Below are 26,511 nucleotides of genomic sequence, written 5' to 3' on the forward strand. Positions count from 1 at the left end.
TTTAGTTCAAAAAAGTACTTTTTTTATAAATATAGATGAAGTATGTTTGTAACAATGAAAAAATAGGGTTGGGTTATCGCTTCCCTATGTATTTAGATTTTTAATACTCTGTTGATTATTATTCGCTATGCTCATGAGATTACAAGCAAAGCAAGTAACAAAAACTCCTGAAGTAAAAACATAAAAAGCATCTTCCATTAGTTTATTTCAACGGAGTAATAATTCTAACGCAGACGCTTAATCCTCCAACTTTAAATAAACATTTTATGAAACGTTACAACATACACTCATTTATCTCTATACTACTATTTTTATTAAGTAGTCACGCTCATGCAAGCCACTTCTATGCTGGCGAAATCACCTATCGCTGTATCAACAACAATCAATATGTTGTTCAATTAGAAACTTTTCAAGATTGTGCAGCAATTGCCCCTCCTACTTCTGTATCGATTGCAGCTAGTTCTTCTTGCACTGGGAATTTAACATTCAACTTACCTCAAATTTCACTAACAGACATTTCGCCAGTTTGCCCCAACGGAACAAGCCCTTGTTTGTCTGGCAACTATGGGACTTACCACGTTATTTATTCAGATACGGTCAGTCTTTCGAGTTGTACCGATTGGATCTTATCCTATACCAACTGTTGTCGCCCGGCTAGTATCGTTAACTTAGCCAATTCGAACACGACAATTCATACAGAAGTAAGCTTAGACAATAGCACCACTTGTAATAATGCTGCCTTGGTAACAACACCAGCCTATATCCATGTATGCATTGGACAAGTCCACACGCATAGCCTTCAAGCTTATGACTTGGATGGAGATTCTTTGACCTTTTCACTAACCAATCCATTAGGAAGCAATGGTTCTCCTGAGCCCTATGCTACAGGATATAGTGTTAACACACCACTAGGCAATAGTTCTCCTTTTAGTTTTGACAGTAATACAGGAACATTTACATTTACAGCCAATACAATAGGAGGCTATATCGTAGGTATTCAAATTAACGAATATCGTAATGGAACGTTAATCTCTACTTCCAACAAAGACGTTTCCATCGTAGCGTTTAATTGTTCTAATAGTGCCCCTAACTATAGTATTTCTAATGTACAAGGTGGTTATTTAGATGATAATATTTTTTACGTTACCAATCCTAGTCAATTAAGTTTTGATATCACGACCATCGACACTGCTGATGTCAACGATACCCTTACCTTTTATAGCAATATCAGCTCCATTGGAGGAACATTTACTAGTACTGGAGTAAATCCTGTTACAGCCAACTTTGTTTGGCCAACTTCAAGCCCCACTCCACAAAACTTTATGGTAGAAATAGTAGACAATGCCTGTTTTCCAACTCCTGTTGCAGGGCAACAACTCTTTGGATTTGCTATTGTGTTGCTAAATCATTGTGTCCCTGACTCTGTTCTTGGCATTGTTGCCCCTGACTCTATTTTTGAAATTGGAGGAAATTGTCACAATAACAACGGATTTCCAATTACAGCCATTACCTCTCCTACCACCACCACTTATGGCAGCTTAAGCATTCACCCTAACCAAGATCGCTTGCTATATCAAGCTGGTTCTAGCTACGAAGTACAAGAAAGCTTTTGGGTACACTTTGAAATGAATGGAGGTCTTCAGTCGGATTCTATTTGGGTAGATATAACAACAACGTCTTGTGTTTGGGCAGGCGATACGGATACCAATAACATCGTCAACAACTTTGATTTGCTACCGATTGGTTTGGGATATGGCGAAACTGGTGCTGCCCGCCCCAATGCAGGAATAGATTATGATTGTGAGCCTGCTCTAAACTTTCTTAATAGTACCCCTATTACTGGAATTAACTACAAACATTCTGACACCAATGGAGATGGCATTGTTAATGCCGATGATACAACAGCCATTTTATTAAATTGGGGACAAATACACCTCAAAAACAATCCTGTTGCTCCTCTAAATGCGATTCCTTTTTATGCCGAACCTACCACGGGCTTGCCAGGACAAATGCTGCAAATTCCAATTATCCTAGGCGATACCACTGTACCAGCCGATAGTATTTATGGTGTTGCTTTCACTATTAATTACGATGAAACAATGACAGATACCAACTCTGTTTTTGTCGACTTTAATACATCGTGGCTAGGCACTCACAATACGGACATGATTTCTGTTCAAAAAGATTTTTATTACCAAGGAAAAATAGAGGTGGCTGTTGTGCGTATCGACCACACCAACAGAGATGGAATGGGACAAATTGGCACTTTAAATCTGACCATCAAAGATGATATCCTAAAAAAAGCAAACAACCAGCGATTAGATTTGTCCATTTCTGATGTCAGAATAATTACCAATATAGAAACAGAACGGTTAGCTAGTACACCTCCTACAGATGTTTTGGTTAGCATTATTTCTTCTACTCCCCAATTGCCTCTAAATTCTTATGTCAATGTTTTTCCTAACCCTGCGAAAACAAATCTCAACATTCAATCTAACCATGAAATTCAATGGGTTCGATTGTATAATTTGAATGGGCAAGAAATTAAATCAATGTCCTTACAAGACTTGCATACAACTATAAACATTCAAAACTTAGCTACAGGGGTCTATGTTCTCCAAGTTCAAACCCAACAAAATATTACTACTCAAAAAATACAAATTGCTCGATAATAAAGAGAGCATACATTTTTATAGTAGTTAGCTACGCTGCTAATTATTATTTTTAACGATCATTCGTTTTAGCTTTTTCGCAAAGAAAGTCTCACTCCTTCCTAGTGAGGCTTTTTTTTATTTTAAAAATTCTTGAAACCAAAGCCCAGAGTCTTTAATAGTTCGTTCTTGAGTCTTATAATCTACGTGTACCAATCCAAAACGAGGATCGTACCCTTCTGCCCATTCAAAATTATCCATAAAACTCCATGCAAAATAGCCTCTAATATCAATACCTTCTTGTTGGGCTTGATACACATTTTTTAAATAGTTTTGATAAAATTTCACGCGTTGCACATCGTGTATGCGGTTGTTTTCTTTAACATCTTTAAAAGCAGCACCATTTTCAGTAATAATAATTGGTGGTAAGTTTTTATAAGCCGCAAACTGTTTGAGTATTTGATAAATACCTTGTGGATAAACTTCCCAACCCATTTCAGTAATTTGGCTAGGCGCTACGCCTCTATGCTTAGCTTTTTCCTCCAAAAGCCAAACATAAGGCAAGATGTATTTTTTCACAACAGTTTGTGTATAATTTTGCAAACCAATAAAATCAAAATCAAAGGCAACTACATCCATATCTCCAGCCTCAACATATTTTTCAATCCCTTTCATAAATTGAAACCCCTCTGTAGGATAACCCATTCCTAAAAGAGGCTCTATAAAAAGTCGATTGAGTAAGATATTAGCTCGATGTGCTGCTTTAGCATGTGCTTTTTTATTCCCCTTAGGGCGTATAGGCGAACAAGAAAGTGTGGTTCCAACGTTCGCATTGGGAACATTTTGCCGTATAATTCGACCTCCTTCGGCTTGCACCATGGTTGTATGGTGTGCTGCTCGTAAAAACTTTTTGGGAGCAATATAGCCTGGTGCGTGTACCCCTGCAAAGTATCCTACCGCCGTAAAAGCCATGGGTTCGTTCAATACCATCCAATTTTTAACCTTACTTCCATATTCTTTGGTAATAAAATTCGTATACTCTTTGAACCACCCCACAATAGAGCGATTTGCCCAGCCGCCCTTATCCTCTAGTGCTTGAGGCAAATCCCAATGATAGATCGTTATCCATGGTTCGATGCCCAATTCCAAACAACGATCAATGACTCGGTGATAAAAATCTACTCCTTTGGGATTTGGTTTTCCTGTTCCTTCTGGGAAAATACGAGTCCAAGCAATTGAAAATCTAAAAACATCAAAATTCATCTCCTTAACGAGCAAAAGATCATCGTAATAACGATGATAAAAGTCGCAAGCAACATCTCCATTCTCTCTATTTTTAACTTTCTTCGGCTTTTGATGTGTCATATGATCCCAAACAGACGGTCCTTTTCCATCTTCGTTCCACGCCCCTTCGATTTGATAAGCGGCAGTCGCCACACCCCACTTAAAGTTTTCTCCAAAATCTTCTTTGGTTAAAGTAGGGTTAGAAATAGCCAACACATTAAAAGGATGGGATAAATAAGTAGCTCCCAACAAAGAGGAGGAAAATTTAATAAAGTCTCTGCGATTCATAATTTTTTTTTATAAAAATTTTGAAACCCTACATAAAAACTTAGAAAAAACTAAGACGAGTTCTTTGAAAATATGAGAGAAAAGACGAAAGGGATTTCCCTTTCAATAAAATAATGAACTAATTTTAAGCCCAATGTAAAAATTGAAAACTGTTGATTTTGTTTTTCTTGAACTTTCTTTTTTACTGGACTGTTTTGATGTAAAGCACCAAATCCCATAATAAAACAAAAAGCTAATGCACCAACAATCAACAGATTAAATATGTCATAAGCTTCCTTTAATCTTGTTTTATGCATATTAAATCCTCTTGATTTGAAATCTTTGAACATGGTTTCAATTGAAAAACGCAGTTCATATTGCCTTATAATTTCAAAGGGGTCATCTAGATTACTAATCAAAAATATTGGCTCATCATATTTAGGATCATGCCAATGCAGAAAATTTACATCTTGAATTTTCTCTTTAGAAAACTCAACAGATGGGATAAACAAAAATGTTTCTCCATCTGGTACTTTTGTAAATCGAGGTTTAAAACAGTCTCCTTGCTCATGTAAAATTGTATTCTTGGCTGTTCTTACAGCATATTTCCAGCCTAACTTTAGGCGACATAATTGCTGTATAGATGCTCCATCAAACTCTCCATCTCCTAATAAAGTCACTTTAGTTTGAGTAAAAAGAATCGGTTTTAAGATTTCGGCTGCTTGTTGAATAATGTCTAAATGCATTTGTTGGGGGAAATGTCCTTTACGCCCTTTTCTGATTACCCAACAAATAGGAATACTACGTTTTTTCCAAGCTAGACTGACAACAAGAGCGACATGTTTACTTCCCATTTGACTCCCATCTATTACTAAACTAATGTCTTGATTATTATTCTTTTTGGATAAAGCAAAACGTAAAAATGCAATTAGAAAGGGAAGATAATGTACCTTGTAATCTGTCCACTTATTTGACAGAAATCGTTTGGCATGAACAACTCGACTTGCGGCATCTATATCTTGAGGTAAACCACTACCTATATCTGGCAAATGGCTACTTTTTCGTTTAATCATTCCTGTCACTAAGCCACACAAAGTGTTCAAACGGCTTAGTGCATGCCCCGATGGCTCTTGCTGATATAGACTTTTTAAACTATCTTTGACTTGTGAAAAAATCGTTTTTTTTCATATTGACAGGTTTTGTTTGATATTCGCATTACAAATATGACCTGTCTTTTTCTTTTCTCTACCTAATTTTCAAAAAACTTCTTCTTTTCTTTTTATGTAGGGTTTCAAAATAAAAATAAACTATTTACAGCATCCAACAAAAATCTAGACAAATGATTAGAACAACCAGTTTCTAATACTCCAACCATCAAAAAAATCCTCTTCCTAGCAACTAGAAAGAGGATTCATTATGCAACACTGTATACTGGTTGTTACGGGTATTGTTTTGTTTTATGCTCGTTTAGTTTTAAACGAAAATTTAGCGTTTCTAACATCCTTATACGCTTGGTTAACTTCATCCAGCTTCATCACCTCATCTTTAGGAATAAATAGTTTTTTCACTTGATAAGTAGATTGGATGCGAATCATATTTGGCTTCATTTGAGTTACCTTCATTTCATAAGAAGCATATTCATTGTCCACTTTTTTCTCTAGATCACTAATATTTTCTAACTCTACTTCTTCATCAAAAACCAAGTAGTACTCCTCCTTATCTGTTCCCAAATAAGGAACATGATAATCTAAAGTACGTTTTTCAGCGTTCACGACATTTCGAATAGAATGTCCTAAAAATTCATCTGCATTGACCTTAAACGTTCCTTTTTCTTCCTTTAATAAATTGTCAATTTTGACATCATAACCATATTTGAATGCAAAATTTGCCAAAGGCGATGTTTCCATTTTTTCAACCTTTGCATTAGACACTTTTGTTTTAATCTTATCATAAGCACGGAAGCTATAATCGTAAGATTCTTGTAGCGTTTTATCTAAAGTATCTGCTTTGTGTCCATTCATAATTCCACCTCTTGCACCTCTTGCATACAATCCAGAATATGAACTAGAAACTTTTTGAGTAATGCTATTATTTTTAAGATTGACTTGTACTTGAGCACGAATCAAACGTTTATTATTTTCGGCATCCATTAACGGTCCATTGCCAAAGTTAATTTCTTGAAGTTTAGCATTTCTATCCGTAATATCTCTCATATAACATTTGGTATCGTAGAAATTCCATGGCAATTCATTCAAACCACCCATGCCGTTGATAGACAAAAAGCCGTCACCGTTTTTGAATACAAAGAAATAATCTCCAATTTGAGTATTAGAAACAAAGCCCAAATCAATTGGTCCACTAAAACGACTTTTGGCAATTGCCACATAATAAGGAATATTAAAACGCTCAAAGAAATCTCTATAAATACGCACTAAGTTTCTTCTATCTGTTTTGCCATTCAACAAGAAATAATCAATCCCCTCACTTTTTTCAAAATCCTCCAATTCTTCATTGATAATTTGCATTTTTTTAGCCACATACTCATTTAATAAATATACCTTTTCAATGGCTTGTAAATCTTCTTGTTTTTTGCCAAACGTTTTGGCACCTTCTGCAAACATTTGCTCATAAAACTCTTCTAATTTCTTTTTCTTACGAACACGTACTTTTAAGAAATCTTCTGAGTATTGCAAAATTTGATCGGCATAGTTTTTAACTTGAAAAGACAGTTGATCTTGGCGGAAAGCATCAAAGTTCAATTCATAGATAAAGTACTCCAAGTCATTCTGATAAATTGTTCCTTGCGAATTAGCCTCTGGTACTCCTTTTAGGTTTTTCATCTCCCAACTCAAAATTTTGTTGGTTGACGTTGTACGAGTATCTGGTTTGGGCATATTATTATAAATACGACCATCAATTTTTACTTTAAGTGGCACCGAAATACCAAAAGAAGCTCTTAATGTTGGATACTGGCTGTACAAGTTCACCGTACGACCTTGATCCAAAAACTTAGACTCAATAATCGTAATTGTTTCTAACTCATCTCCTACTTCTAAGTCCTCCAATTCGTAAATAAACAAATCATCTTTACTTGCATACAAGTTGTCTTCTTCTGTCAATTTTGCAAAAGGTAAATCGCGAACATTGTAGTTTTTAACTTCTCCATTCGCTTTGCGAATACGGACATCAACGGTTTTGTATTGTACATAGTCTGCAATACGCCCTTTGAACCGTTGTATAATTAGTCGATCATAATTTTCTAAAGCATCTTCTTTTTGTATTTTAACATGCATTTGTGTTCGATAGGTCGCTAACTGCTCTATGTATGGAAACGTTCCAGAGAATGTCCCACGACTATACGTTTCATTATTGATAATAACAGCATCTGCATCTGCATATTCGCTTGGAATTTCTGGCACAGGTGCCATTTCCTCTTTCCAGACATGGTCGCCAAAACTTTGAGCCGATAGGTATCCATAGGACAGACTCAATAAAAGAACAATTAGGAAACAATTTTTTTTCATAATGAATTTTAATTTAAGTTTATGGTATTTTGATAAAGAATGCTAAGGAGTCAACCTATTTTCCCTGTTGTTGTAATAAGTTAGTTTGAGACGACCCACATAGTACTTAGAGTATATTGAAATTATATCTTCAAGCTACAAATGCTTGATTTAGGGACTACAGTTGCTTTTTCAAAACAAAGTGAACTCTATCAAACCTGACTAATCCTTAACCAACTGTTCTGAACAAACTTTATCAAGTTATTAAAAAGCTGCTTTGACAAAACTACAGGATATTCCCAAAAATTTAAGCAAAGATTCTTCGTAAGTTACTGTAAAAATACATATTTAAAGTCAAAAAAGGTTCCAGATTTTAACTTTGAGTTTAATAATTCGACAAAAATAAATAGTTCAACGATAAATCTGGCTAGTACTAATTTTTAGTTATAATACATAAATTGTATCTTTACAATAAGTTTTACGATCAGACAATAATACGTCGTGGATTGTTTATTTCATGAACTTTGTTTCATGAAGGCACAAGCTTAGTTTTTTAGTTTTTTTATAAAAAAGTCAAAAAACGCCTTTGCATCAGCCTGATTATCAAATCTTAAAAAACCCAAACAATAAAATCACATTCAATTGATAATCAACTATGCAGCTCCACGAGGTAAGAGACAATAGTCTACTAAAAAAGTGCATTAGGTTGATTCAAAATCTACTGACAACGTTATACGTGTTTAGCACAATACCTATGCTTATTTACTGCAACACTAAAGTATTGATAATTGACCTAATACACTCCAAAAACCTACAAAATATTATACTAGTACCACATATATAAATATAAGATATTGTAATGGCAAAACGCAAAAACAAAGGATTAGGAATTAGTGCCTTATTAGGTAATATTGATGCAGATATAGAATCTTCAAAAAAGAAGCAAGCTATTGTAAATGACTTATCCAATACGGTCGCTTTCATTCCTTTGACTAGCATTGAGGTAAATCCTTTTCAACCAAGGGTAGATTTTGACCAAACTGCTTTGAAAGAGCTGTCTGATTCGATTGCTGTACATGGTCTTATCCAACCAATTACGGTACGTCACCTTGGTAACGACAAGTTTCAATTGATTTCAGGAGAACGTCGTTTGAGAGCGTCAAAAATGGCTAACTTGGAAGAAATTCCTGCTTTTATCCGTTTGGCAAATGACCAAGAGATGATTGAAATGGCTTTGATTGAAAATATTCAACGCCAACAACTAAACCCTATTGAGGTCGCCATCACCTATGGTCGTTTGATGAAGGAATGTAACTTGACGCATTTGCAATTGGCTGAACGTGTCGGCAAAGCTCGTACAACAATCACCAATTTCACACGCCTACTTTCTCTCCCCGAAGCCATCCAAAAAGGATTAAAAGAGCACGACATTACAATGGGGCATGCCAAAGCTTTATTAGGAGTTGATGATTATGCTTTTCAAATGGCAACCTACAAAAGTATTATAGAAAAGGAACTTTCCGTTCGCCAAACAGAAGATTTGGTAAAGTTGAAAAAAAGTGCTGGTACGGGCTCAAAGGCTAAAGGCAAAAAAACGCTCCCTCAAGCTTATCAAAAAGTTCAATCGGAACTAACTTCTATGTTAAGCACAAGAGTTAATCTCAAAGCTGACGCCAAAGGAAAAGGACAAATTGTGATCAATTTTAGTAATACCGACGATTTGAATCGCATCTTGGATTTGCTAGAAACCAACAAATAAATATCCTTTTTAAAGCTTCTACCAACAAGCTTTAACTCATACGGAACCTATATTTTGATCTTGAATAGAATACTTTAGCATGCATTTTGATTTGTAATGTATGAGATTTATTTTATTCAAGATTTTTTATTTCAATAGTTCGTTAAAACCACGTAGCAGCAGCGAAGCTAAACTTTATTAGCTTGATAATCAACAAGTTGTAGATTTACTGCATTTTGTGTTAAAATTTTGATTATCAACTGCGCAGCACTCACGAAGTACCACGAAGTAGCAGCGCAGCTAAACTAATATAAATGTGCTTTTTTATCTTTTTTGGTGAAAAAGTAAACAACTAAGCGATAGCGATCTCACGACCGCAGGGAGCTAATCAACGAACTACTATTGTTTAATACCTTCTCGTATATTTTTATAACTTTTTCTCATGCGCTACCTTCTCTTCTTTTTATCCATTTGTTATTACACTACCTCTATTACAGCTCAAGATAAACTAGTAGAACAGTTTGAAAAAGGTATTGCAGCTTTTGAAAAAGGCAATTATGCCAAAGCAGAGCGCTTGTTTGATAAATTACTAAAAGAAGAACCTAGTTATGCCGCAGTATACGTCTGGAAAGGTAAGTGTTTGCAAGAATTTGAGGAATATTCTGCTGCATATCAGGCGATTCATACAGCTTGCAACTTAGAACCTACAGAGGCTAGCTATTGGTTCGAATTGGGTTATTTGAAATACAATCTGGCGATTCATAGTATAAAAAAGCCAGAGCTTTGTGGAGATTGTGGTAAATTTTTGTTGCCTGAAGGAGAAAGTATCAATACAACGGATTATTATAAAAGTGCTCTAAAAGATTATCAAAAAGCCATTCAATTAAACCCACAATATGCAGACGCTTATTACCAAATGGCAGTTGCATATACTGCCCTTGCCGAAAAAGAAAAAGCTTGTTTGCAACTTCAAAAAGCCATTGACCTAAAGCACCCCAAAGCTTCAGAATATCATCTTGAAATTTGCTCCAATTAGCCTTTTTTACAATTTATTTGTCGATATTCGTCAAAAATTCAGTATTGTTCTTTAACTCCTTATGTGATCAATCACATTAATCACTAAATTATCATCTAAGCATACTCTCAATACAATTGGAACAAATCCATTGAATCATGCTTAGCCCTTGCTCCTATCCATAGCTGCAAGGCGATTCATCTATTTTATAATTATTGAGATCACATAATTTGCAACAGAACTGTATCAAATTGAGACTATAATCGAATAAAACATGGAAAAAGCACCCGTAATTATTGTTGGAGCAGGACTAGCTGGTTCATTAATGGCTATCTACTTGGCTCAAAAAGGCTTGGCAGTTGAAGTTTTTGAAAGTCGTCCAGATATGCGAACGACAGCTATTAGCGCTGGACGCTCTATTAACTTAGCCTTGTCTGATCGAGGAATTTTACCATTAAAAGAAGTTGGCATTCTAGACAAAGTAATGGCTGAAGCTGTTAAAATGCCTGGTAGAATGCTGCATTCTGTAGAAGGGCAACTTCAGTTCGCTCCTTATGGCAAAGATAGTTCTCAATACATCAATTCTATTTCTCGTGGAGGATTGAATCAGTTGCTAATGACTGAGGCAGAATCCTACCCTGATGTAAACATTCATTTTAATCAAAAATGTATCGATGTTGATTTTGAGAACAGCATTGTTACCGTAGAAGATCAAGCTACCCAACAACAAACAACTGTTCAAGGTTGTACTATTATTGGCGGAGATGGAGCTAACTCAGCAGTACGCAATGCTATGGAACAAGAAATCGAAGACTATCAAGCTCATGTAGATTGGTTGGATCATGGTTACAAAGAACTTTCTATTCCTCCGATGCAAGACGCAGGTTTTGCCTTAGAAAAAAATGCTTTGCACATTTGGCCTAGAGGCAATTATATGCTGATTGCGCTGCCCAATGCAGATGGCAGTTTTACCTGTACCTTATTCTTTCCTTATAAAGGTAATCCTAGTTTTGAAAGTTTGGATACCCCTGAAAAGATTCAAACATTTTTTGAAGCCCAATTTGGCGATGCTGTACCACATTTGGTGCACCTCCAAGAAGAATTCGCCAACAACCCTGTTGGCAAGCTAGGTACCTTAAAATGCTACCCTTGGATACATAACGATAAGGCGGCATTGATTGGAGATGCGGCACACGCCATTGTTCCTTTTTATGGGCAAGGTATGAATGCTTCTTTTGAAGATTGTCGAGTACTAAATGCTTGTATTGAAACGCATGGTGTAGGCAACTGGGCAGCAGCTTATAGCGCCTATCAAGATTTGCGCAAAGTTAATGGAGATGCTATTGGCGATTTGGCTGTAGAAAACTTTTATGAAATGCGTGACCATGTTGCCGATCCGACCTTTCGAAAAAAACGTGCCCTAGAGCATATCCTAGAAAACACCTATGATGATTATCATTCAAAATATTCCTTAGTTACCTTCCAACCTGATGTGCCTTATTCTGTCGCAAGGAATTTAGGCAACCAACAGGATGCCCTATTGATGAACTTATGTAAAGAGGTAGAAGATATTAAAACTCTAGATATTCCTAGTGTTTACCAACAGCTTAAAGCTCTAAAGACACAAGTTTAAGTATAAAAATAGTTAATACAAATAAATCGGAACGATGGATAAATTTATGCAAGCGGCTATTGATGAGGCAAAAAAAGGACGTGATACGGGTGGAATTCCCATTGGTTCCGTCTTAGTTAAAGGAGATACTGTTATTGGAGCAGGACACAACCAACGTGTTCAGCAAAATGATCCAATGGCACATGCTGAAATTGACTGCCTCAAACAAGCTGGGCGAGTAGGTTCCTACAAAGATATGGTGCTTTATTCTACCTTAATGCCTTGTTATTTATGTGCAGGTGCAGTAGTACAATTTGGGATTAAGCGTGTTGTCGTAGGAGAAAACACAACATTTCCTGGAGCAGAGGCTTTTATGAAAGAACATGGGGTGGAAATCATTAACCTGCAAAACCAAGAATGCATTGACCTAATGACAACTTTTATTGAGCAATACCCAAAGCTTTGGAACGAAGATATTGGTGAATAACAACGTTATGGTATCCCCAAAGTGATTTGATTATACATTGAGTAATCAAATCACTTTGAGGGAAACTCTAATAATATTACCTTATCCAATTTGTGTCATTTCATGCACTGCAAACTCCTCTAAAGCACCCTCTGTTGCTTTCTTGTACGCTTCTAAATGGCTGTTATTAATATGCTGCTCCCACAATGCTCTACTTTCCCAATTTTCATAAAACAAAAACAAGTTTTTATTGTTGTTATCTTGATGCAAATCATAATTAAGGCAACCTTCTTCTGCTCTTGTCACCTCAATGAGTTTTAATAATTCCGCTTTCACCAAATCTCTTTTCTCCTCTTTTGCCACTATTCTGGCTACAATTGTTAATTTTTGATTCGTCATTTTTTTTTAGTTTTGTTTAGAAGTTGTTTAAAATGGCATCTTTTTTAAATAGGAGTACACCTTGAAGGAACAATGAAGCTAATAGTCGTAACTATTGGACGAAAATCCAACGCAAAGGAGCGCAAAAAGTGATTCCATATTTGATGATTACTTAATTTTAAACATCTACTTAGATTGTTTCTGTCACCAGATCTATTGCCCTTCTTGATTTGGGCTTTTTGCTAGGTTGATTAAAATCATCGTTGTCTCTGTATCCAATAGCAACAGCTACAATTGTTGCATAATCGTTGTTTTTTAGTATTCTATCGTAATTTTGAGGTTCAATCCCTTCCATTGGTGTCGCATCAATCCCCATTTCTGCACAGGCACTTAAAAACACCCCCAAAGCTAAGTAGACTTGTTTATCAAACCAAGCCATTATTTCTTCTTCAGGTTTATTTTTGATAAATTCTTTGTAATAATCCACTGCTCCCTTTGGCAATTCACTTTCAATGACATTTTCAAATAAGTTAATATCATTAATACGGCTGAATACGACAACCCAATCGCTATCAAGAACTTTATTAGTATTCAACCAAGAAACTTGAGATAATTTTTCCTTGGTCTCCGCATCATTTACAAACGTAAATTTCCATGGCTGACTGTTAATAGAAGAAGGACTTAATTGTAAAATTTGTTTCAATTCCTGAATTTTCTCCGCTTCTATTTTTTTAGAAGCATCATACTTTTTGGTTGTATACCGCTTTTGCATTGATTCTATAAAACTCATACTTTTTATTTTTAGTTAAACTATATTTTTTATAGTTGCAAATTTATGTATAGTTTTCTACCTTTGCAATAACGGTCAAAAAGGATAGTATAAAGTTTATGAAAAAAGGAGACTAAAATGATTGAATTTAAAGGCGTACAATATCCCTGTTGTACCAGCTTAACAATGGGTATTATTGGAGGTAAATGGAAAGCTGTGATACTTTTTCACTTGATGAATGAAAAATTGAGATACAATGAGTTGCGGAAACTGATGCCAACAGTTACCGAAAGAACTTTAAGTTTGCAGCTAAAGGCTTTGGTAGAAGATGGATTGCTTAAGCGACAAGTTTATACTTCAAAGCCCCCTTTAAAAGTAGAGTATTCGCTCACAGAATTTGGAAAAACACTAATTCCATTAATTCAATCTATTGCAGATTGGGGTGACTTTGTTCATCAAAATGGTACTTTGCTTACTCAAAATCGCATTAAGTAAATACACAAGAAGATTCAACTCCTCTAAGAATATTAGGAGCTAAATCTAGAATTCGTTCAAAAATAGGTAAATCTATTTAATGCAAATGGCAACGACCATTACAATTTCGTGTTTGAACCTTACATGATTCACCAGCAGGAGTATTGGCCCCACACACGACAGAAGGGCATTCGTATCGAATACGAAAGGCAGAAGGAGAATCTGTTAAGTCATCTACAGCCTTTTTTTGCACCAATCCCTCCTCTATCAAATTAAGTGGATATGTCTCCATACTAGGTGTCATCTTGAGATCATACACATAGCCGATTTGATCGTTTACTTTTATCTTATAATAACCATATTTATCCTTGTCTAGTAACAAAACCTCTTGTTTGTCTTCCAATGTTGCAATTACATTTCCTTGCAAAGGATACGTTTTATCTTGAACATCTAGGGTAGTTATGGTGTTTATAATGATAGGATAGCCATTGGTTTGGATATATTCAAGGATTTCATCTTCCAAGCGATCAATTTTTGCACGGATTGCCTTTTTGGGTTTTGCTTCATAAGTTTCTAACAGCAAGACTCTTTCTTTTGATAGACTTTCAAAGGATTTTTGTGCAAATGCACTTGTTACAAAAAGAAACAAACTGAAAATAATTATATATCGCAACATATTTAGGATTGTTATTGGTTTTTGAATATAGAAGTTACCACTAAATAAATACAATGGAGTATTCCCCTTCGTTTTTAGTACGCTGTTTATCAAGTTATGTTTCTTTTTATAAGACATTTCAATAAAACTTGACACCTATTAAAATGAAACTGTATGGTTATTGTAACAACAGCAATAAAAGAAAAAATTTGCTCTTAATGACAACCATAATACGGTGTGCAGTTCATTTAATTGCTTTTAATGAATAATTTCGTGGCATTAATATATTATGCACTTGAAACATGAAAATAAAATTAATACTAACTAAAAATATAAGTGTTTTTTTTCTGCTTTTATAGCAACAAAACTAACAATTCTACTACATTACAAGGGGCTTATTTATAACTAAAACTCTCCATTTTTCCCAAAAATGCGTATTTTAAGCCGTAACTCAATCCACAAACCTAGGTACAATGTTCGCTTCAAATTATATAGTTTGGCAAACAATGCACCCAGTGCTACCTTATCTATAATTAACAATCAATCAATTAATATAACATGGGGTATTATGTAAAGTATGGCCATCGCTTCATCAAGCGAACACGCAATCGGAGGATTGACACCATTGACGCCATTTTGGGCACAAAAAAGCAAGCAAAAATTTACGGTTCTGAACGAGATGCCAAAAAGGCAATTACAACCTATATGTATGCCTACAAAGAATTAGAAGGAAATTGTGAAATTGTAAAAGCCAAAGTTCCTCCTAAGAGTGCGGCAAAAGAGGATTCTTAGATTAGGATGAAGCAACTTATCTTGAGTGGACTTTTTCTAAATCAAAAAGAAAAAGCCAATCGCAGTACGATTGGCTTGCCTTTGCATAATCATTAACATGGATTAGGTTGTCATGGTTTGTTAAGACTTAGTAAAGCATTGGTCTAAAGTTTAGTTCTGATTATTTCAAAGGCAATCTCTTTGTTTCATGGGCAAAGAGTTGTTCATAGGTTAAAAATTTAGTTGAAAGTTTTAGGTTTGTTTAGTTGAATTTTAGGTATTAGTTTTTCTCAAGCTATTTTCTTTATATTCTTAAAGTATAAAGAAGTTTCTCATGGATTTTAAAATTTAGTTGAAGGTTTAGGTTTAGGTAAATTTTAAAGTTTAGTTTTTTAATTTTCATGAGGAAGGGTTAGCTCCTTTTGTTGTTACAAATATAGTCCTTTTATAGTTTCAGAACAAGCCGAACTAACGAAAGGAACATTTGAACTAATGAAAGGTACATTTCACCCAACGAATGGATTTTGTATTCTTTTCCTTTACTTTCGTTTAACCTTAAAAACATATTTTTCGCCCCCTACCATACCTAATTTTATCACTTATTTACGATCTTCCACTCGATCAGATTAAGAGTGCCTTACAATTGATTATTAACTTTTTGAATCTTGAGCAGTTCCTTAAAAAGAAAAAGCCAACCGCTTTGCGATTGGCTTACCTTTTTATAACCATTAACATGAATTAGGGTTGGGGATCATGGTATTCACTTTAAGGTTCAGCATGGGTTTAACGTTTAGCTGAATTTTAAGGTTTAGTTTTGGCTATGCAAAGGTAACTTTCCTGATTTCATGGATAAAGAGCAGTTTACAATTACTTGGTTTAACTACATTCTAAAACGTTTGACACAAAGAAAGATGTATCCTTCTTTGTTGTTACAAATATACACCATCTAACTACATCAAACAAGTCCAACTAATGAAAGGAACATTCTATCTAATGAAAGATACATTTCACCTAATGAATGGATTTTTTATAGTGGACACCGTCTCTATTAGGCAGAATATCTTTAAGCCTTTCTCTCTCTTTTGAAAACCAAATAGCACCTTGATTAATCCAACGATAACGCACAACATTGCCTTTGGGATACGCTTTTTTTAAAGACAAACCTCCCCGCTTAAGACGAATTGGATAATCATTCCAATTTTTTCCCTTTTTAAAAATCAATTCTTGCAAATCATTACTTGACTTGCCCAACAAATCTTTGTGACTGTAAAGTGATTGTGCGAGCATAGAGATTGAATTTCGAACACAGTCATTCTGTCGCCAAATGAAGTAGTTCTCAACTTCTATTCGATCAGGAATAGTAAATACTCGGCTATCAAAAAAAGCTAACTTATCAATTCCTTGCTCTTTTCTAATTTGATTAAAATAAGCAGAAGCTAACGCCGCAGAGATAGAAGTCATCTTTTGTATGTTTCCATCATACCAAGCGGTAGTAGTAGACTTTTCAAAATCTGTTAAGAGAATAGAAATTTCATCCGACTGAACAAACGCCATCTTAGCTCCTTGTATTTCTTGACACAAAAAATTAGCTGTTTCATCCATTGCATGTACAAAATCGGCATCAAAAGGTCGCGCACACCCTTTGGTATAAGTGTGAAAAGCTTTGCCATCTAGCCGAATAATTGTATACGTTCGTCTAGGCAAAAAGTAACGTGTTCTATTTTCATATTGAGATTTCATTCTATCTCCTAAAGCATCTTTCATGAGTTTTCTATAATTTTAAATCCTGTTTTAGCATTAAAAATAACTGTATATAATCGATCAAATCCTTCTGTTAATGTAGGTCGCTCTAATTTTTTAAAAACCGATTTGATCCCAACTTCAGTTACTCTTTTCTTTCCCATTCGTTGGTTATTCCAATGTAGAGAACGCTCAAAATCTGGTTCAAAAAAATAGGCAATGACGTCATATTTTTTTTCTTTAAACCAATCTATGTAGCGTTTTCGTTCACTTATTGTTGGGTTTGTATTGTCGATAACTACTTTTTGCTGCACAGCTCGAGCATACGCCATTAGCTTTAGTTCCTTATTCCGTGTATTCAACAAATCCATACTGATTCTCATATGAGTATCAAAAAAGTGCTTTTTATAAAAAGTTGACTTGCCGCTACCAGGTATTCCTATAAATATAATTGCCTGCATTTTATGTATTTTAATAATTTCACATTCACCTTTCAAAGCTGCAACACCATCAATTGACTGGTTGTTACCTCACAATACTAAACCATTCAATTCCTAAATTACCTTCTCTACTTTTGATATCTAATAATGCTCCTTTTTCTGTTTGATCAAAAAAATCCTCATCCACAGCTATTTGAGTTTGATTAAAATCCTTTTTCATAGATTTTAAAATCAAATAATACATCTCTTGATCACTGTCTGAATTAATCACTTTATCAACAACCAAAACTTGATGCTCATCGCTTGAGAAATCATCAATGCAGTTGATGAAAACTAAAATGCCATACGCAACGCCCAGTAAAAAGACAAATACCATTCCTCCCATCATCATCTCGCTAACCTCCTTAGGGTGATGCTTCTTAGAAGTCCTCATCACCAACCAACAAAGTAATAAAGCAACAACAATAGTATAGAAAAACAGCATCAAAATTTCTTTAATCTCCCAATCAGAAGACAACCAATAAATCAAAGGTGATAAGCTAGGAAGTAACAAAATCAATAAAGAAGGTTTCTCTGCATGCGCAGGCTCTCTTAACAATTTAAATGCACTAGGAGAATACCCACCTATTCCAATTGTGAGCACAAATAATAGAATAGAAAATAAAACCACGTATTCTACATAAGGAATGGAACGAATGGTATTAAGAAGCACAATAAGTAGTGCCAAACTTCCTATTACAGTGATTTTGGAGGCAAATTGACGAACCCAAACATTAACAGAATTATTTTCTACCATATTCATTTTTTATACTTTTTTTTAACAGTAAGTAAGTGGTCAGAAAAAATAAGAACAAAAAATGGGATTATTTTTTTGCTAATCCAAGAAGAAAAAGGAAGACTTAGCGAGCTAAGACAAGTTTTTCTGATGAAGAGTAGCGCAAAAAGAAGGCTGTTTTAGCTACGCTGCTACTGCGTGGTACTTGTTATTTTTTTTGAACAATTACTTACCTTCTAATATAAAGACCATACTCAAAGCACGAAACACAAGCTTTTTATTCTATGCTATTAATTTGTTCTGAACATTACTAAATAGCTTCTACTCATCCTATTGAGAACTACAAGAGTCTCTTAAATATTTTAATACTAAAATCTAGGAAAATTTATATCTTTGTGTTTTATTTTATAATAGCTTGCTAATAGTCGAGCGAACTATTGATTTTAACAACTACTATTCATAACATAAATACAAACCATGAAAGTTTCACTAAATTGGTTAAAACAATACGTTAACGTAAACGAATCCAAAGAGGAAGTCAGTGACATTCTAACGAATATAGGTTTAGAAGTAGAGGGAATGGACATTTTTGAGAACATCAAAGGTAGCCTAGCAGGATTGGTCATTGGCGAAGTATTGACTTGCCAGAAACACCCTGATGCAGATAAATTGTCTATCACAACGGTTAATATTGGTGCAGAAGCACCGTTACAAATTGTTTGTGGAGCACCTAATGCCCCACAGGCAGTTGGCAAAAAAGTTGTTGTGGCGACTGTTGGAACGACCTTGTATGCTGAAGATGGCAAATCTTTTAAAATCAAAAAGGGAAAAATACGTGGTGAGGAATCTATTGGAATGATTTGCGCAGAAGATGAGATTGGCTTAGGCACTTCACACGATGGCATTATGATACTAGACGATGAAAAAGCAAGTGCTGGTATGCCTGCTGCTACTTATTTTTCCGATCGTGTTGTCAGCGATGTGGTTTATGAAATTGGCTTAACCCCCAACCGTTCAGATGCAACAGGGCATTTAGGAGTTGCTTTTGATTTGGCTGCCGCTCTCAAAACAAATTATACCAACCAAGGAACATTTGAACAACCTGATGTCTCCAATTTCTCTATTGACAATCACAATTTAAACATTGATGTCAATGTTGAAAATCAAGATGCGTGTCCAAGGTATACTGGGGTTTGCATTGAAGGGGTAACCATTCAAGACGCTCCTCTATGGATGCAAAACCACCTAAAAGCCATCGGCATTGAACCTAAAAACAATGTTGTCGATATTACCAACTATGTGCTTCATGAGCTTGGTCAGCCCCTACATGCGTTTGACTATGACCAAATTGAAGGCAAAAAAGTAGTTGTTAAAAACCTAGCAGATCAAACAAAATTCACAACACTAGATGAGGTAGAACGCAAACTAAGTCACGAGGATTTGATGATTTGCGATGGGAATGGCAATGGCATGTGCATTGCAGGTGTATTTGGAGGTATCCAATCTGGCGTTACCCAAACAACTACTAATATTTTCTTAGAATCTGCTTTTTTTGATGCAATTTCTATTCGCCGTTCAAGCATGCGCCATTTGTTGCGTACAGATGCTGCTACTCGTTTTGAAAAGGGAGTAGATCCAAATGGAACTCTATACGCTTTGAAACGAGCGGCATTGCTAATCAAAGAGTATGCTGGTGGTACAATTGCTTCAGAAGTCATTGATATTTATCCAAAGCCTGTTCAAAGAGCACAAGTAACGGTTCGTTTTGAGAAAGTAACTGACTTAATTGGTGCAGATATCCCCAAAGAAGATATTAAGAAAATCTTGGGTTATTTAGACATGAACATCCTAGAAGAAAATGCAGAAGCGTTTACAGTAGATGTTCCCACCAACAAAGTTGATGTTACTAGAGATGCGGACGTTATTGAGGAAATCTTGAGAATTTATGGCTACAACAAAGTAGAAACGCCTACAACCGTACACTCTGTGTTGTCGTTTGCTCCAACTCCTAACCCTTTCAAAGTAAAGAACTTAATTGCTGATTTGTTAACAAGTTCTGGTTTTAATGAGATGATGGCAACCTCTATGACGCGTTCTGATTATTACAAAAAGCATTTGCCTCAGGATGAAGATAGTTTGGTGTATGTTAACAATACATCCAACCAACACCTAGACTTGATGCGTCCAAGTATGCTTTTTAGTGGTCTAGAAGCCATTGTTCACAACCAAAACCGCCAAAATCAAGATTTAAAGTTGTATGAATTTGGCAAAACTTACTTCAAAAAAGTAATTGATGGACAAGGAAATAGAGATTATTTTGAACAACAACACATCAGTTTGTTCCTAACTGGTCAACGCAATCCAGAAAATTGGCATCAAAAGGAAAACAAAGTTAGCTTTTATACGTTAAAAGCTTATGTTGAACATCTTATGACTCGTTTAGGTATATTGCCTAGTTCGATTCAATGTACGCCTCTTAAAGAGGACAACGAAGTATTCACCTATGGTTTGAAATATCATAGAGGGAAACAAGAAATTGTATCTTTTGGGCGTTTAGATGGGAACATTGCCTTAGGCATGGGCATCAAACAAGAGGTGTTTTATGCTGATTTTGATTTTGACACCATACTTCAAATTTTGAAAAAACACAAAATGAAGTATCAAGCAATGTCAAAATACCCTGCTGTTCGTCGTGACTTGGCTTTGGTCTTGGATCAAACAGTTGGCTACAACGAAATTTTGGGCATTGCGGTTAAAACTGGTGGCAAACAATTGCAAGCAACGAATTTATTTGATGTTTATGAAAATGAAGCGCAAATTGGAGCAGGCAAAAAATCTTGCTCGGTTAGTTTTATCTTTCAAGACGACAATAAAACATTAAAAGATAAAGATATTGACAAAGTTATGTCAAAACTAATTGCTACTTATGAGAAAAAATTAAACGCCCTCATTCGTAAGTAAAGCATTCAAAATTGATGGTTTGGGTATCTATTCATTTAATTTCCCCAACCATCAATTTTACTTTAATAATTCATAATTTTTTTAGAATTACCAAAAATGAGTACCTTAGAGGTAAAGTTAGAGGAGATAGAGAGAAAAGTAATAAAACTAGTAGAACAAAATCTTCAATTCAAAGAAATTTGTGAAGATTTGTTAATCGTGCGCCGTAGGCTAGAAAAAGAGAATGAAGCATTGAGGCAACAGCTTGCTGGACAAGCAGACGAAGTTAAAGAACTCGCAAACAAAACACAAAAACTAGAACTAACTTACAAAGAGGACACGGAAGGAATAAAGAAAAAAATCGATCAATATATTCAAGATATAGATACAAGTATTGAGTGGCTTCAGCAGCTCTAAATTGTAGCCAATGGACGAAGATAACTTATTGACTATACCAGTTGTGTTAGCAGGACGTACATACCCTGTTATGGTAACACAAGATGAAGTTGAAGGTGTAACGCTTATCAACCAACAACTTAATAAGGAGTTCTTGGATTTGCAACGTCGCTATGCCAATAAGCTAAACAAACAAGATATCTTATCGATGCTTTTATTAACCTATGCTAAAGATTTGCACGAGGAGCGCCAAAAAAAAGACTTGGCTCCAATCAAAGAACGCATTGAATCTATCGAAGACATCTTAGAACAAGTTTTTGAAAACTAAACACTTGCACTAAAAAAAGCATTCTTTTCCTTTTCCTTTTCTCTGTATTCTACTCTAATTAGTCATTTGGAAACTAATTTGGGGAGAACTTCCCTTTTATTTATATACAAACTTGAACAAATCATGGATGCAACATCACTCGCGATTGGAGCTGTCATTGGTATTCTAGTTGGTGTTTTGATTGGTAGATTTCTACTTGAAAAAATCAATAAAGAACGTCAATTGGAATTAGACAGAAAAGCGGACGAAATATTAAAATCAGCTAGAGAAAATGCTGATACAAAAGTACAAGAGGCTGAACGAAAAGCTGGTCAAATGGTTGAAAAAGCCAAAAAAGAAAGTGAACAAATTAAAAGCAACAAAATAGCAGAAGCAAAAAAACACTTTATTAATAAGAGAAAAGAATTTGAAAATAACTGTAAAAAACGCGAACTAAAACTAAAATCTAGTGAAGACAAAGCTCTAGAACGCGACAAAATCTCTTTAACTAGAGAAAGAGAAATTCTAAAAAAAGAAACTGCGGTTCAAAAAATTCGTGAGAACTTAAATCAACAACTTGAATTAGTAGAAGTAAAACTCGAAACCTTAAATAATAAAGAAAGTGAGTATTTGTCTCAGCTTGAAAAAATTGCCAAATTAACAGCTCAACAAGCTAAAGATGAGTTGCTTAAAAACATCAAAGACAAAGCAGATGCAGAAGCAATGGCTTATGTCAAAGATCGCTTTGAGGAAGCTAAAATGAGTGCCAACAAAGAAGCCAAAAAGATTGTTATTCAATCTATCCAAAGAATGGCTGCTGAGCATACCATCGAAAATACGGTTTCTGTATTCCGCTTGGATTCAGATGATTTGAAAGGTCAAATTATTGGTCGTGAAGGTCGTAACATTCGTGCTTTGGAAGCTGCTACTGGTGTTGAAATCATCGTGGATGATACGCCTGAAGCAGTTATCATTTCTAGCTTTGACCCTATTCGCCGAGAAGTTTGTCGTCTGTCTTTGCAACGTTTGGTAGCCGATGGGCGTATCCACCCTGCTCGTATTGAGGAGATTGTTGCCAAAACGAAAAAGCAAATCGAAGAGCAAATCATGGAAATTGGTCAACGTACTGTAATTGACCTAAATATCCACGGCTTACAAGCGCCTTTGATTCGTATGGTTGGTCGTATGCGTTTCCGTTCGTCTTATGGACAAAACCTATTAAAACACTCTATAGAAACGGCTAAATTATGTGCCATTATGTCGGCAGAATTGGGCTTGAGTTCTAGAGAAATTAAATTGGCAAAACGTGCTGGTCTGTTACACGATATTGGAAAGGTAGGAGAAGAAGAAACGGAACTTTCTCATGCTCTATTGGGTATAAAAATGTGTGAGCGTCATGGTGAAAAAGCTGCTGTATCTAATGCCGTTGGAGCGCATCACGATGAGGTTGAAATGAAGTTTATCATCTCTCCTATTGTACAAGTTTGTGATGCTATTTCGGGGGCTAGACCAGGGGCTAGACGTGAAATTCTAGAAAGTTATATCGAACGAATCAAAGAATTGGAGCAAGTAGCAATGGCACACGATGGTGTTCAGAAGGTATATGCGATGCAAGCGGGGCGTGAACTTCGTGTCATCGTAGAAGCCGATAAAGTATCTGACAACAAAGCGGAAGAATTGTCGTTCTTAATCTCACAACAGATTCAAAATGAAATGCAATACCCAGGACAAATTAAAGTAACGGTTATTCGTGAAAAACGTTCTGTGGCATTCGCTAGATAAATCTATATTTTTTGGGAAAACAAATTCCTGAATAAGACGTATATAAAAGCAATTCTGTCACTCGATGGAATTGCTTTTTTAGTTACTAAACTCAAATACAATGAGACAAATTATATTTTTGCTGGTCTGGACAGGTCTGCTTTTTAGTTGCAATTCGGATACGACAGTACCTGACATAAAAGAGTCTACTCGAACGAAAATTAGCAAAAAGAAGAAAAAACCTGTCCCTAAAGCAAAATTGCCTTTTTACTCTGAAAAAGGTGGCTTTAGCATCGTTTTTCCTGATACTCCCAAAGAAAACAAACATGTCACTACTTCTGAAATAGGACAAATTGAATTGACCCAATACATTTATGGAAAAAATGACACCCATGCTTGGGTTGCAAGCTTCTCTGATTATCCCGAACGAATGATTCAGTTAGGTAATAAGGAGCAGCTTCTAAAAGGGATTAAATATAGAATCTTAGAAGATCTTCGTGCCAAAACATCTATAGAAGAAAAAGTAAAGTTAGAAGACAAATACGATGGCTTGTCCTTTGTAGCAAAAGCCAAAAAGAGAGATTTAAATATTTCTTACAAGATATTTTTAGTTAAGAATCGAGTTTATCAATTGAGTATGTATTCTTCTGTGGGACCAATTGAAGCTCAAGATTCTACCGTTTTTTTTGGTAGTTTTAAATTGATTAAAACAGAAAAGAAAAAAGATCCTTCTTAGAGCATTGTATTGAATTGATTGGCTTACATCAAATAAAAACCTTCTTCTATTGGCAAAGGAGTTGGAATGCTTTGCTCCTCTTCTTGCAACAATTGTCGAATATTAATTTCAATTGTTCTGGCAATTGCAGTAATTGGCGTGTCACTTGGTCTATTTTCAAAAGGGTCTTGTAAATTGTAAGCGGTTCCTTCTAACAAAAAGAAAATAGTAGCAATACTCATAATTAACGGCAAACCAAAATAAATAGGCAGTGCACTTGTCGCCATAGTCAAGCAAATAACAAACAAATAAATGCTCAAATGCAAGAACATTCTATATTTGGTTGGAAAAACGGTGCTTTTGATTCGTTCTGCTTTGCCCATAGACGCACACAAGCGGACCAAAGTATTATCCAATTGAACTTGTTTGTACTCTGTCAAACCATACATAGATTTGAGTTGTTCTAAATCTAAGGTATTCAATTGTAAAATTGCCAAAGGTTTGTTGCTTTGCTTAGCGGCATGTCTTCTATCGTCAGCATTTAGAAATACTTCCATCCCCTTTAAAGGTTCTAAACCACGCAAACTTCTACCCAAGACATAACACCAAGCCATTTGTCGGTAGGCAATGGTTTTTACTTGACTATTATCCATTCCTACAAAAGCCTGCAACTGCATTACCAAACTTCTCGAATCGTTTACAATAGCCCCCCATATTTTGCGTGCTTCCCACCAACGATCATAGGATTGACTGATTTTAAAAGACAACAAAATAGAGATCGCTGTCCCCAAAAAAGCTGGAATACTAAACGATAATTCCATTAACAAAAGCCCTAATTTCCACTCCACAAAATAGACGACACTTGCAATAGTTAGAACAATCAAAAAATCAGGCATTGCAGCTTGCAAAATATACCTCAAAGGCATTTTATAACGAATTAGCATAATCTATATCTAGTTTAAATGGTTCTATAGCAATCCACCATCAAAATATGGGTAGGCATTACTTTTTTCTTTTTCTAGTTTTCTTGGTTTTCTTCTTCTTTGTTTTCTTTTTCAACCGAGGATTAATTCCTAAGTGCTTGCGGATCGCTTCTTCATTATGGTAATAAGTCAAATATCCATAAAACCAAAATCGTTTTCTAGCTTTGGGTGGATGAATCATATTAACATTCAAATCTTGATCAACCATCAACACACCAATATCCCTAGCCTTGCAAATTTTGATTAAATTCATCCTAAGATGCTCTTTAATCATATCAAAGGAGTCTTCCGAAAGAGATAACCACTGTTCATTAGCAGGATACTGAAATACTTGGTGTATCACCTCCATCTCTTGGTATTTGTAGCTGTTTTTAAACAGCAATAAATGAACTAACATTGCCAAAAACCAAACCCCAAATGGCATTAAGACCAACCAACCATCTTGTCTCCAAGCAAAGAACAGCACACCAGATGCCAAGGTAAACAAAAAGCTTTTCCAGATGCTGTCTTTTATCCAAACCTTGTTGACTCTATACGGTCTCAGAGCGGGCAACGTTTTGTGCGATTTGGCTTCCATAGAGACCACATAAGCCCGTCTTTTGTTGAGTTTGTAAGCCAGCAAGCCATCGGCACGTTTCATTCCATATTGCTTCTTTGTTCGTTCTTCTATATTAGAAAACAAATGCCTTTTACCATGTTTTATTTTATAGTATTGTTCCAAATAAGATTGGGCTCTTTTTTGGACGGTGATTTCTTCCAGTCGGTTTTTGGGGGCTACCTTTCTTTTTGCCATATATGTAATTTTGCCTTACTTCGCCATAAAATCATATCCAATTGATTAGTAGTGCGACATACTTAAAAATTAAAAACG

General features: G+C 35.4%; 23 protein-coding genes. 12 read left to right on the forward strand and 11 right to left on the reverse strand.

Annotated features, from left to right (window positions below; genetic code table 11):
* The first annotated feature begins 266 nt into the window (after window positions 1-266).
* On the forward strand, window positions 267-2,672 hold the full coding sequence (locus QP953_RS25835) for a T9SS type A sorting domain-containing protein (protein ID WP_309553366.1): 2,406 nt from the start codon (window positions 267-269) through the stop codon (window positions 2,670-2,672).
* Between the two features lie 117 nt (window positions 2,673-2,789).
* Here the strand turns inward: QP953_RS25835 and QP953_RS25840 are convergent, their stop codons facing one another.
* The 3 genes from QP953_RS25840 to QP953_RS25850 all read right to left on the reverse strand — a co-directional run bounded on the left by QP953_RS25840 (window position 2,790) and on the right by QP953_RS25850 (window position 7,726).
* Window positions 2,790-4,223, reverse strand: coding sequence for a GH1 family beta-glucosidase (locus QP953_RS25840; protein ID WP_309553367.1), 1,434 nt, complete (start codon window positions 4,221-4,223; stop codon window positions 2,790-2,792).
* 50 nt (window positions 4,224-4,273) lie between these two features.
* Window positions 4,274-5,275 carry a transposase gene (locus QP953_RS25845; RefSeq protein WP_309552816.1) on the reverse strand — a complete coding sequence of 334 codons (1,002 nt, stop codon included), beginning with the start codon at window positions 5,273-5,275 and terminating at the stop codon, window positions 4,274-4,276.
* A gap of 384 nt (window positions 5,276-5,659) precedes the next feature.
* The gene (locus QP953_RS25850) at window positions 5,660-7,726 is read right to left on the reverse strand and encodes a DUF3857 domain-containing protein (RefSeq protein ID WP_052598207.1); all 2,067 of its coding nucleotides are present in this window, start codon (window positions 7,724-7,726) and stop codon (window positions 5,660-5,662) included.
* Window positions 7,727-8,564: 838 nt separating this feature from the next.
* On the opposite strand from QP953_RS25850, the gene QP953_RS25855 reads away from it, so the two are divergent.
* From QP953_RS25855 to QP953_RS25870, 4 genes are all read left to right on the forward strand, one after another.
* Entirely contained in the window at window positions 8,565-9,464 is a 900-nt protein-coding gene (locus QP953_RS25855) for a ParB/RepB/Spo0J family partition protein (RefSeq protein WP_052598208.1), read from the forward strand.
* Between the two features lie 421 nt (window positions 9,465-9,885).
* Complete coding sequence (locus QP953_RS25860) at window positions 9,886-10,479, forward strand: M48 family metallopeptidase (protein WP_052598209.1); 594 nt, start codon at window positions 9,886-9,888, stop codon at window positions 10,477-10,479.
* 253 nt (window positions 10,480-10,732) lie between these two features.
* On the forward strand, window positions 10,733-12,091 hold the full coding sequence (locus QP953_RS25865) for an NAD(P)/FAD-dependent oxidoreductase (protein WP_309553368.1): 1,359 nt from the start codon (window positions 10,733-10,735) through the stop codon (window positions 12,089-12,091).
* Between the two features lie 34 nt (window positions 12,092-12,125).
* Complete coding sequence (locus QP953_RS25870) at window positions 12,126-12,557, forward strand: nucleoside deaminase (RefSeq protein ID WP_309553369.1); 432 nt, start codon at window positions 12,126-12,128, stop codon at window positions 12,555-12,557.
* A gap of 81 nt (window positions 12,558-12,638) precedes the next feature.
* Here the strand turns inward: QP953_RS25870 and QP953_RS25875 are convergent, their stop codons facing one another.
* Both QP953_RS25875 and QP953_RS25880 read right to left on the reverse strand, forming a co-directional pair.
* Window positions 12,639-12,935 (reverse strand): putative quinol monooxygenase, encoded by a 297-nt coding sequence (locus QP953_RS25875; protein ID WP_052598212.1) that lies wholly within the window; start codon window positions 12,933-12,935, stop codon window positions 12,639-12,641.
* A gap of 169 nt (window positions 12,936-13,104) precedes the next feature.
* Entirely contained in the window at window positions 13,105-13,704 is a 600-nt protein-coding gene (locus tag QP953_RS25880) for a nitroreductase family protein (RefSeq protein ID WP_309553370.1), read from the reverse strand.
* A 117-nt stretch (window positions 13,705-13,821) separates the two neighbouring features.
* On the opposite strand from QP953_RS25880, the gene QP953_RS25885 reads away from it, so the two are divergent.
* Window positions 13,822-14,178: a helix-turn-helix domain-containing protein gene (locus QP953_RS25885; protein WP_052598214.1), complete on the forward strand. Its 357-nt coding sequence runs from the start codon at window positions 13,822-13,824 to the stop codon at window positions 14,176-14,178.
* Between the two features lie 76 nt (window positions 14,179-14,254).
* Here QP953_RS25885 and QP953_RS25890 read toward each other — a convergent pair whose 3' ends face one another.
* Window positions 14,255-14,833, reverse strand: a complete 579-nt coding sequence (locus tag QP953_RS25890; protein WP_309553371.1) for a hypothetical protein — start codon at window positions 14,831-14,833, stop codon at window positions 14,255-14,257.
* A 537-nt stretch (window positions 14,834-15,370) separates the two neighbouring features.
* Here QP953_RS25890 and QP953_RS25895 point away from each other — a divergent pair.
* Entirely contained in the window at window positions 15,371-15,604 is a 234-nt protein-coding gene (locus tag QP953_RS25895; protein ID WP_052598216.1) for a hypothetical protein, read from the forward strand.
* Window positions 15,605-16,594: 990 nt separating this feature from the next.
* On the opposite strand, the gene QP953_RS25900 is transcribed toward QP953_RS25895, so the two are convergent.
* The 3 genes from QP953_RS25900 to QP953_RS25910 form a co-directional block, all read right to left on the reverse strand.
* Window positions 16,595-17,347, reverse strand: a complete 753-nt coding sequence (locus QP953_RS25900; RefSeq protein ID WP_309553372.1) for a tRNA(His) guanylyltransferase Thg1 family protein — start codon at window positions 17,345-17,347, stop codon at window positions 16,595-16,597.
* Complete coding sequence (locus tag QP953_RS25905) at window positions 17,344-17,784, reverse strand: AAA family ATPase (protein WP_309553373.1); 441 nt, start codon at window positions 17,782-17,784, stop codon at window positions 17,344-17,346. The genes QP953_RS25900 and QP953_RS25905 overlap by 4 nt, the downstream gene beginning before the upstream one ends.
* A 64-nt stretch (window positions 17,785-17,848) precedes the next feature.
* Window positions 17,849-18,565, reverse strand: a complete 717-nt coding sequence (locus tag QP953_RS25910) for a DUF6498-containing protein (RefSeq protein WP_309553374.1) — start codon at window positions 18,563-18,565, stop codon at window positions 17,849-17,851.
* A 450-nt stretch (window positions 18,566-19,015) separates the two neighbouring features.
* On the opposite strand from QP953_RS25910, the gene pheT reads away from it, so the two are divergent.
* The 5 genes from pheT (at window position 19,016) to QP953_RS25935 (ending at window position 24,678) form a co-directional block, all read left to right on the forward strand.
* The gene (pheT, locus tag QP953_RS25915) at window positions 19,016-21,499 is read left to right on the forward strand and encodes a phenylalanine--tRNA ligase subunit beta (RefSeq protein WP_052598218.1); all 2,484 of its coding nucleotides are present in this window, start codon (window positions 19,016-19,018) and stop codon (window positions 21,497-21,499) included.
* Between the two features lie 96 nt (window positions 21,500-21,595).
* Window positions 21,596-21,895, forward strand: coding sequence for a hypothetical protein (locus tag QP953_RS25920; RefSeq protein WP_052598219.1), 300 nt, complete (start codon window positions 21,596-21,598; stop codon window positions 21,893-21,895).
* Between the two features lie 10 nt (window positions 21,896-21,905).
* Window positions 21,906-22,202: a cell division protein ZapA gene (locus QP953_RS25925; RefSeq protein ID WP_052598220.1), complete on the forward strand. Its 297-nt coding sequence runs from the start codon at window positions 21,906-21,908 to the stop codon at window positions 22,200-22,202.
* Between the two features lie 123 nt (window positions 22,203-22,325).
* Complete coding sequence (gene rny, locus QP953_RS25930; protein WP_309553375.1) at window positions 22,326-23,963, forward strand: ribonuclease Y; 1,638 nt, start codon at window positions 22,326-22,328, stop codon at window positions 23,961-23,963.
* A gap of 100 nt (window positions 23,964-24,063) precedes the next feature.
* Window positions 24,064-24,678: a hypothetical protein gene (locus tag QP953_RS25935; protein WP_309553376.1), complete on the forward strand. Its 615-nt coding sequence runs from the start codon at window positions 24,064-24,066 to the stop codon at window positions 24,676-24,678.
* A 23-nt stretch (window positions 24,679-24,701) separates the two neighbouring features.
* Here the strand turns inward: QP953_RS25935 and QP953_RS25940 are convergent, their stop codons facing one another.
* Window positions 24,702-25,601 (reverse strand): bestrophin family ion channel, encoded by a 900-nt coding sequence (locus QP953_RS25940; protein WP_309553377.1) that lies wholly within the window; start codon window positions 25,599-25,601, stop codon window positions 24,702-24,704.
* A gap of 58 nt (window positions 25,602-25,659) precedes the next feature.
* Entirely contained in the window at window positions 25,660-26,433 is a 774-nt protein-coding gene (locus tag QP953_RS25945) for a hypothetical protein (RefSeq protein ID WP_052598224.1), read from the reverse strand.
* Window positions 26,434-26,511 lie beyond the last annotated feature (78 nt).

Origin of the sequence: Aureispira sp. CCB-E (assembly GCF_031326345.1) — a bacterium.
Lineage (GTDB): Bacteria > Bacteroidota > Bacteroidia > Chitinophagales > Saprospiraceae > Aureispira.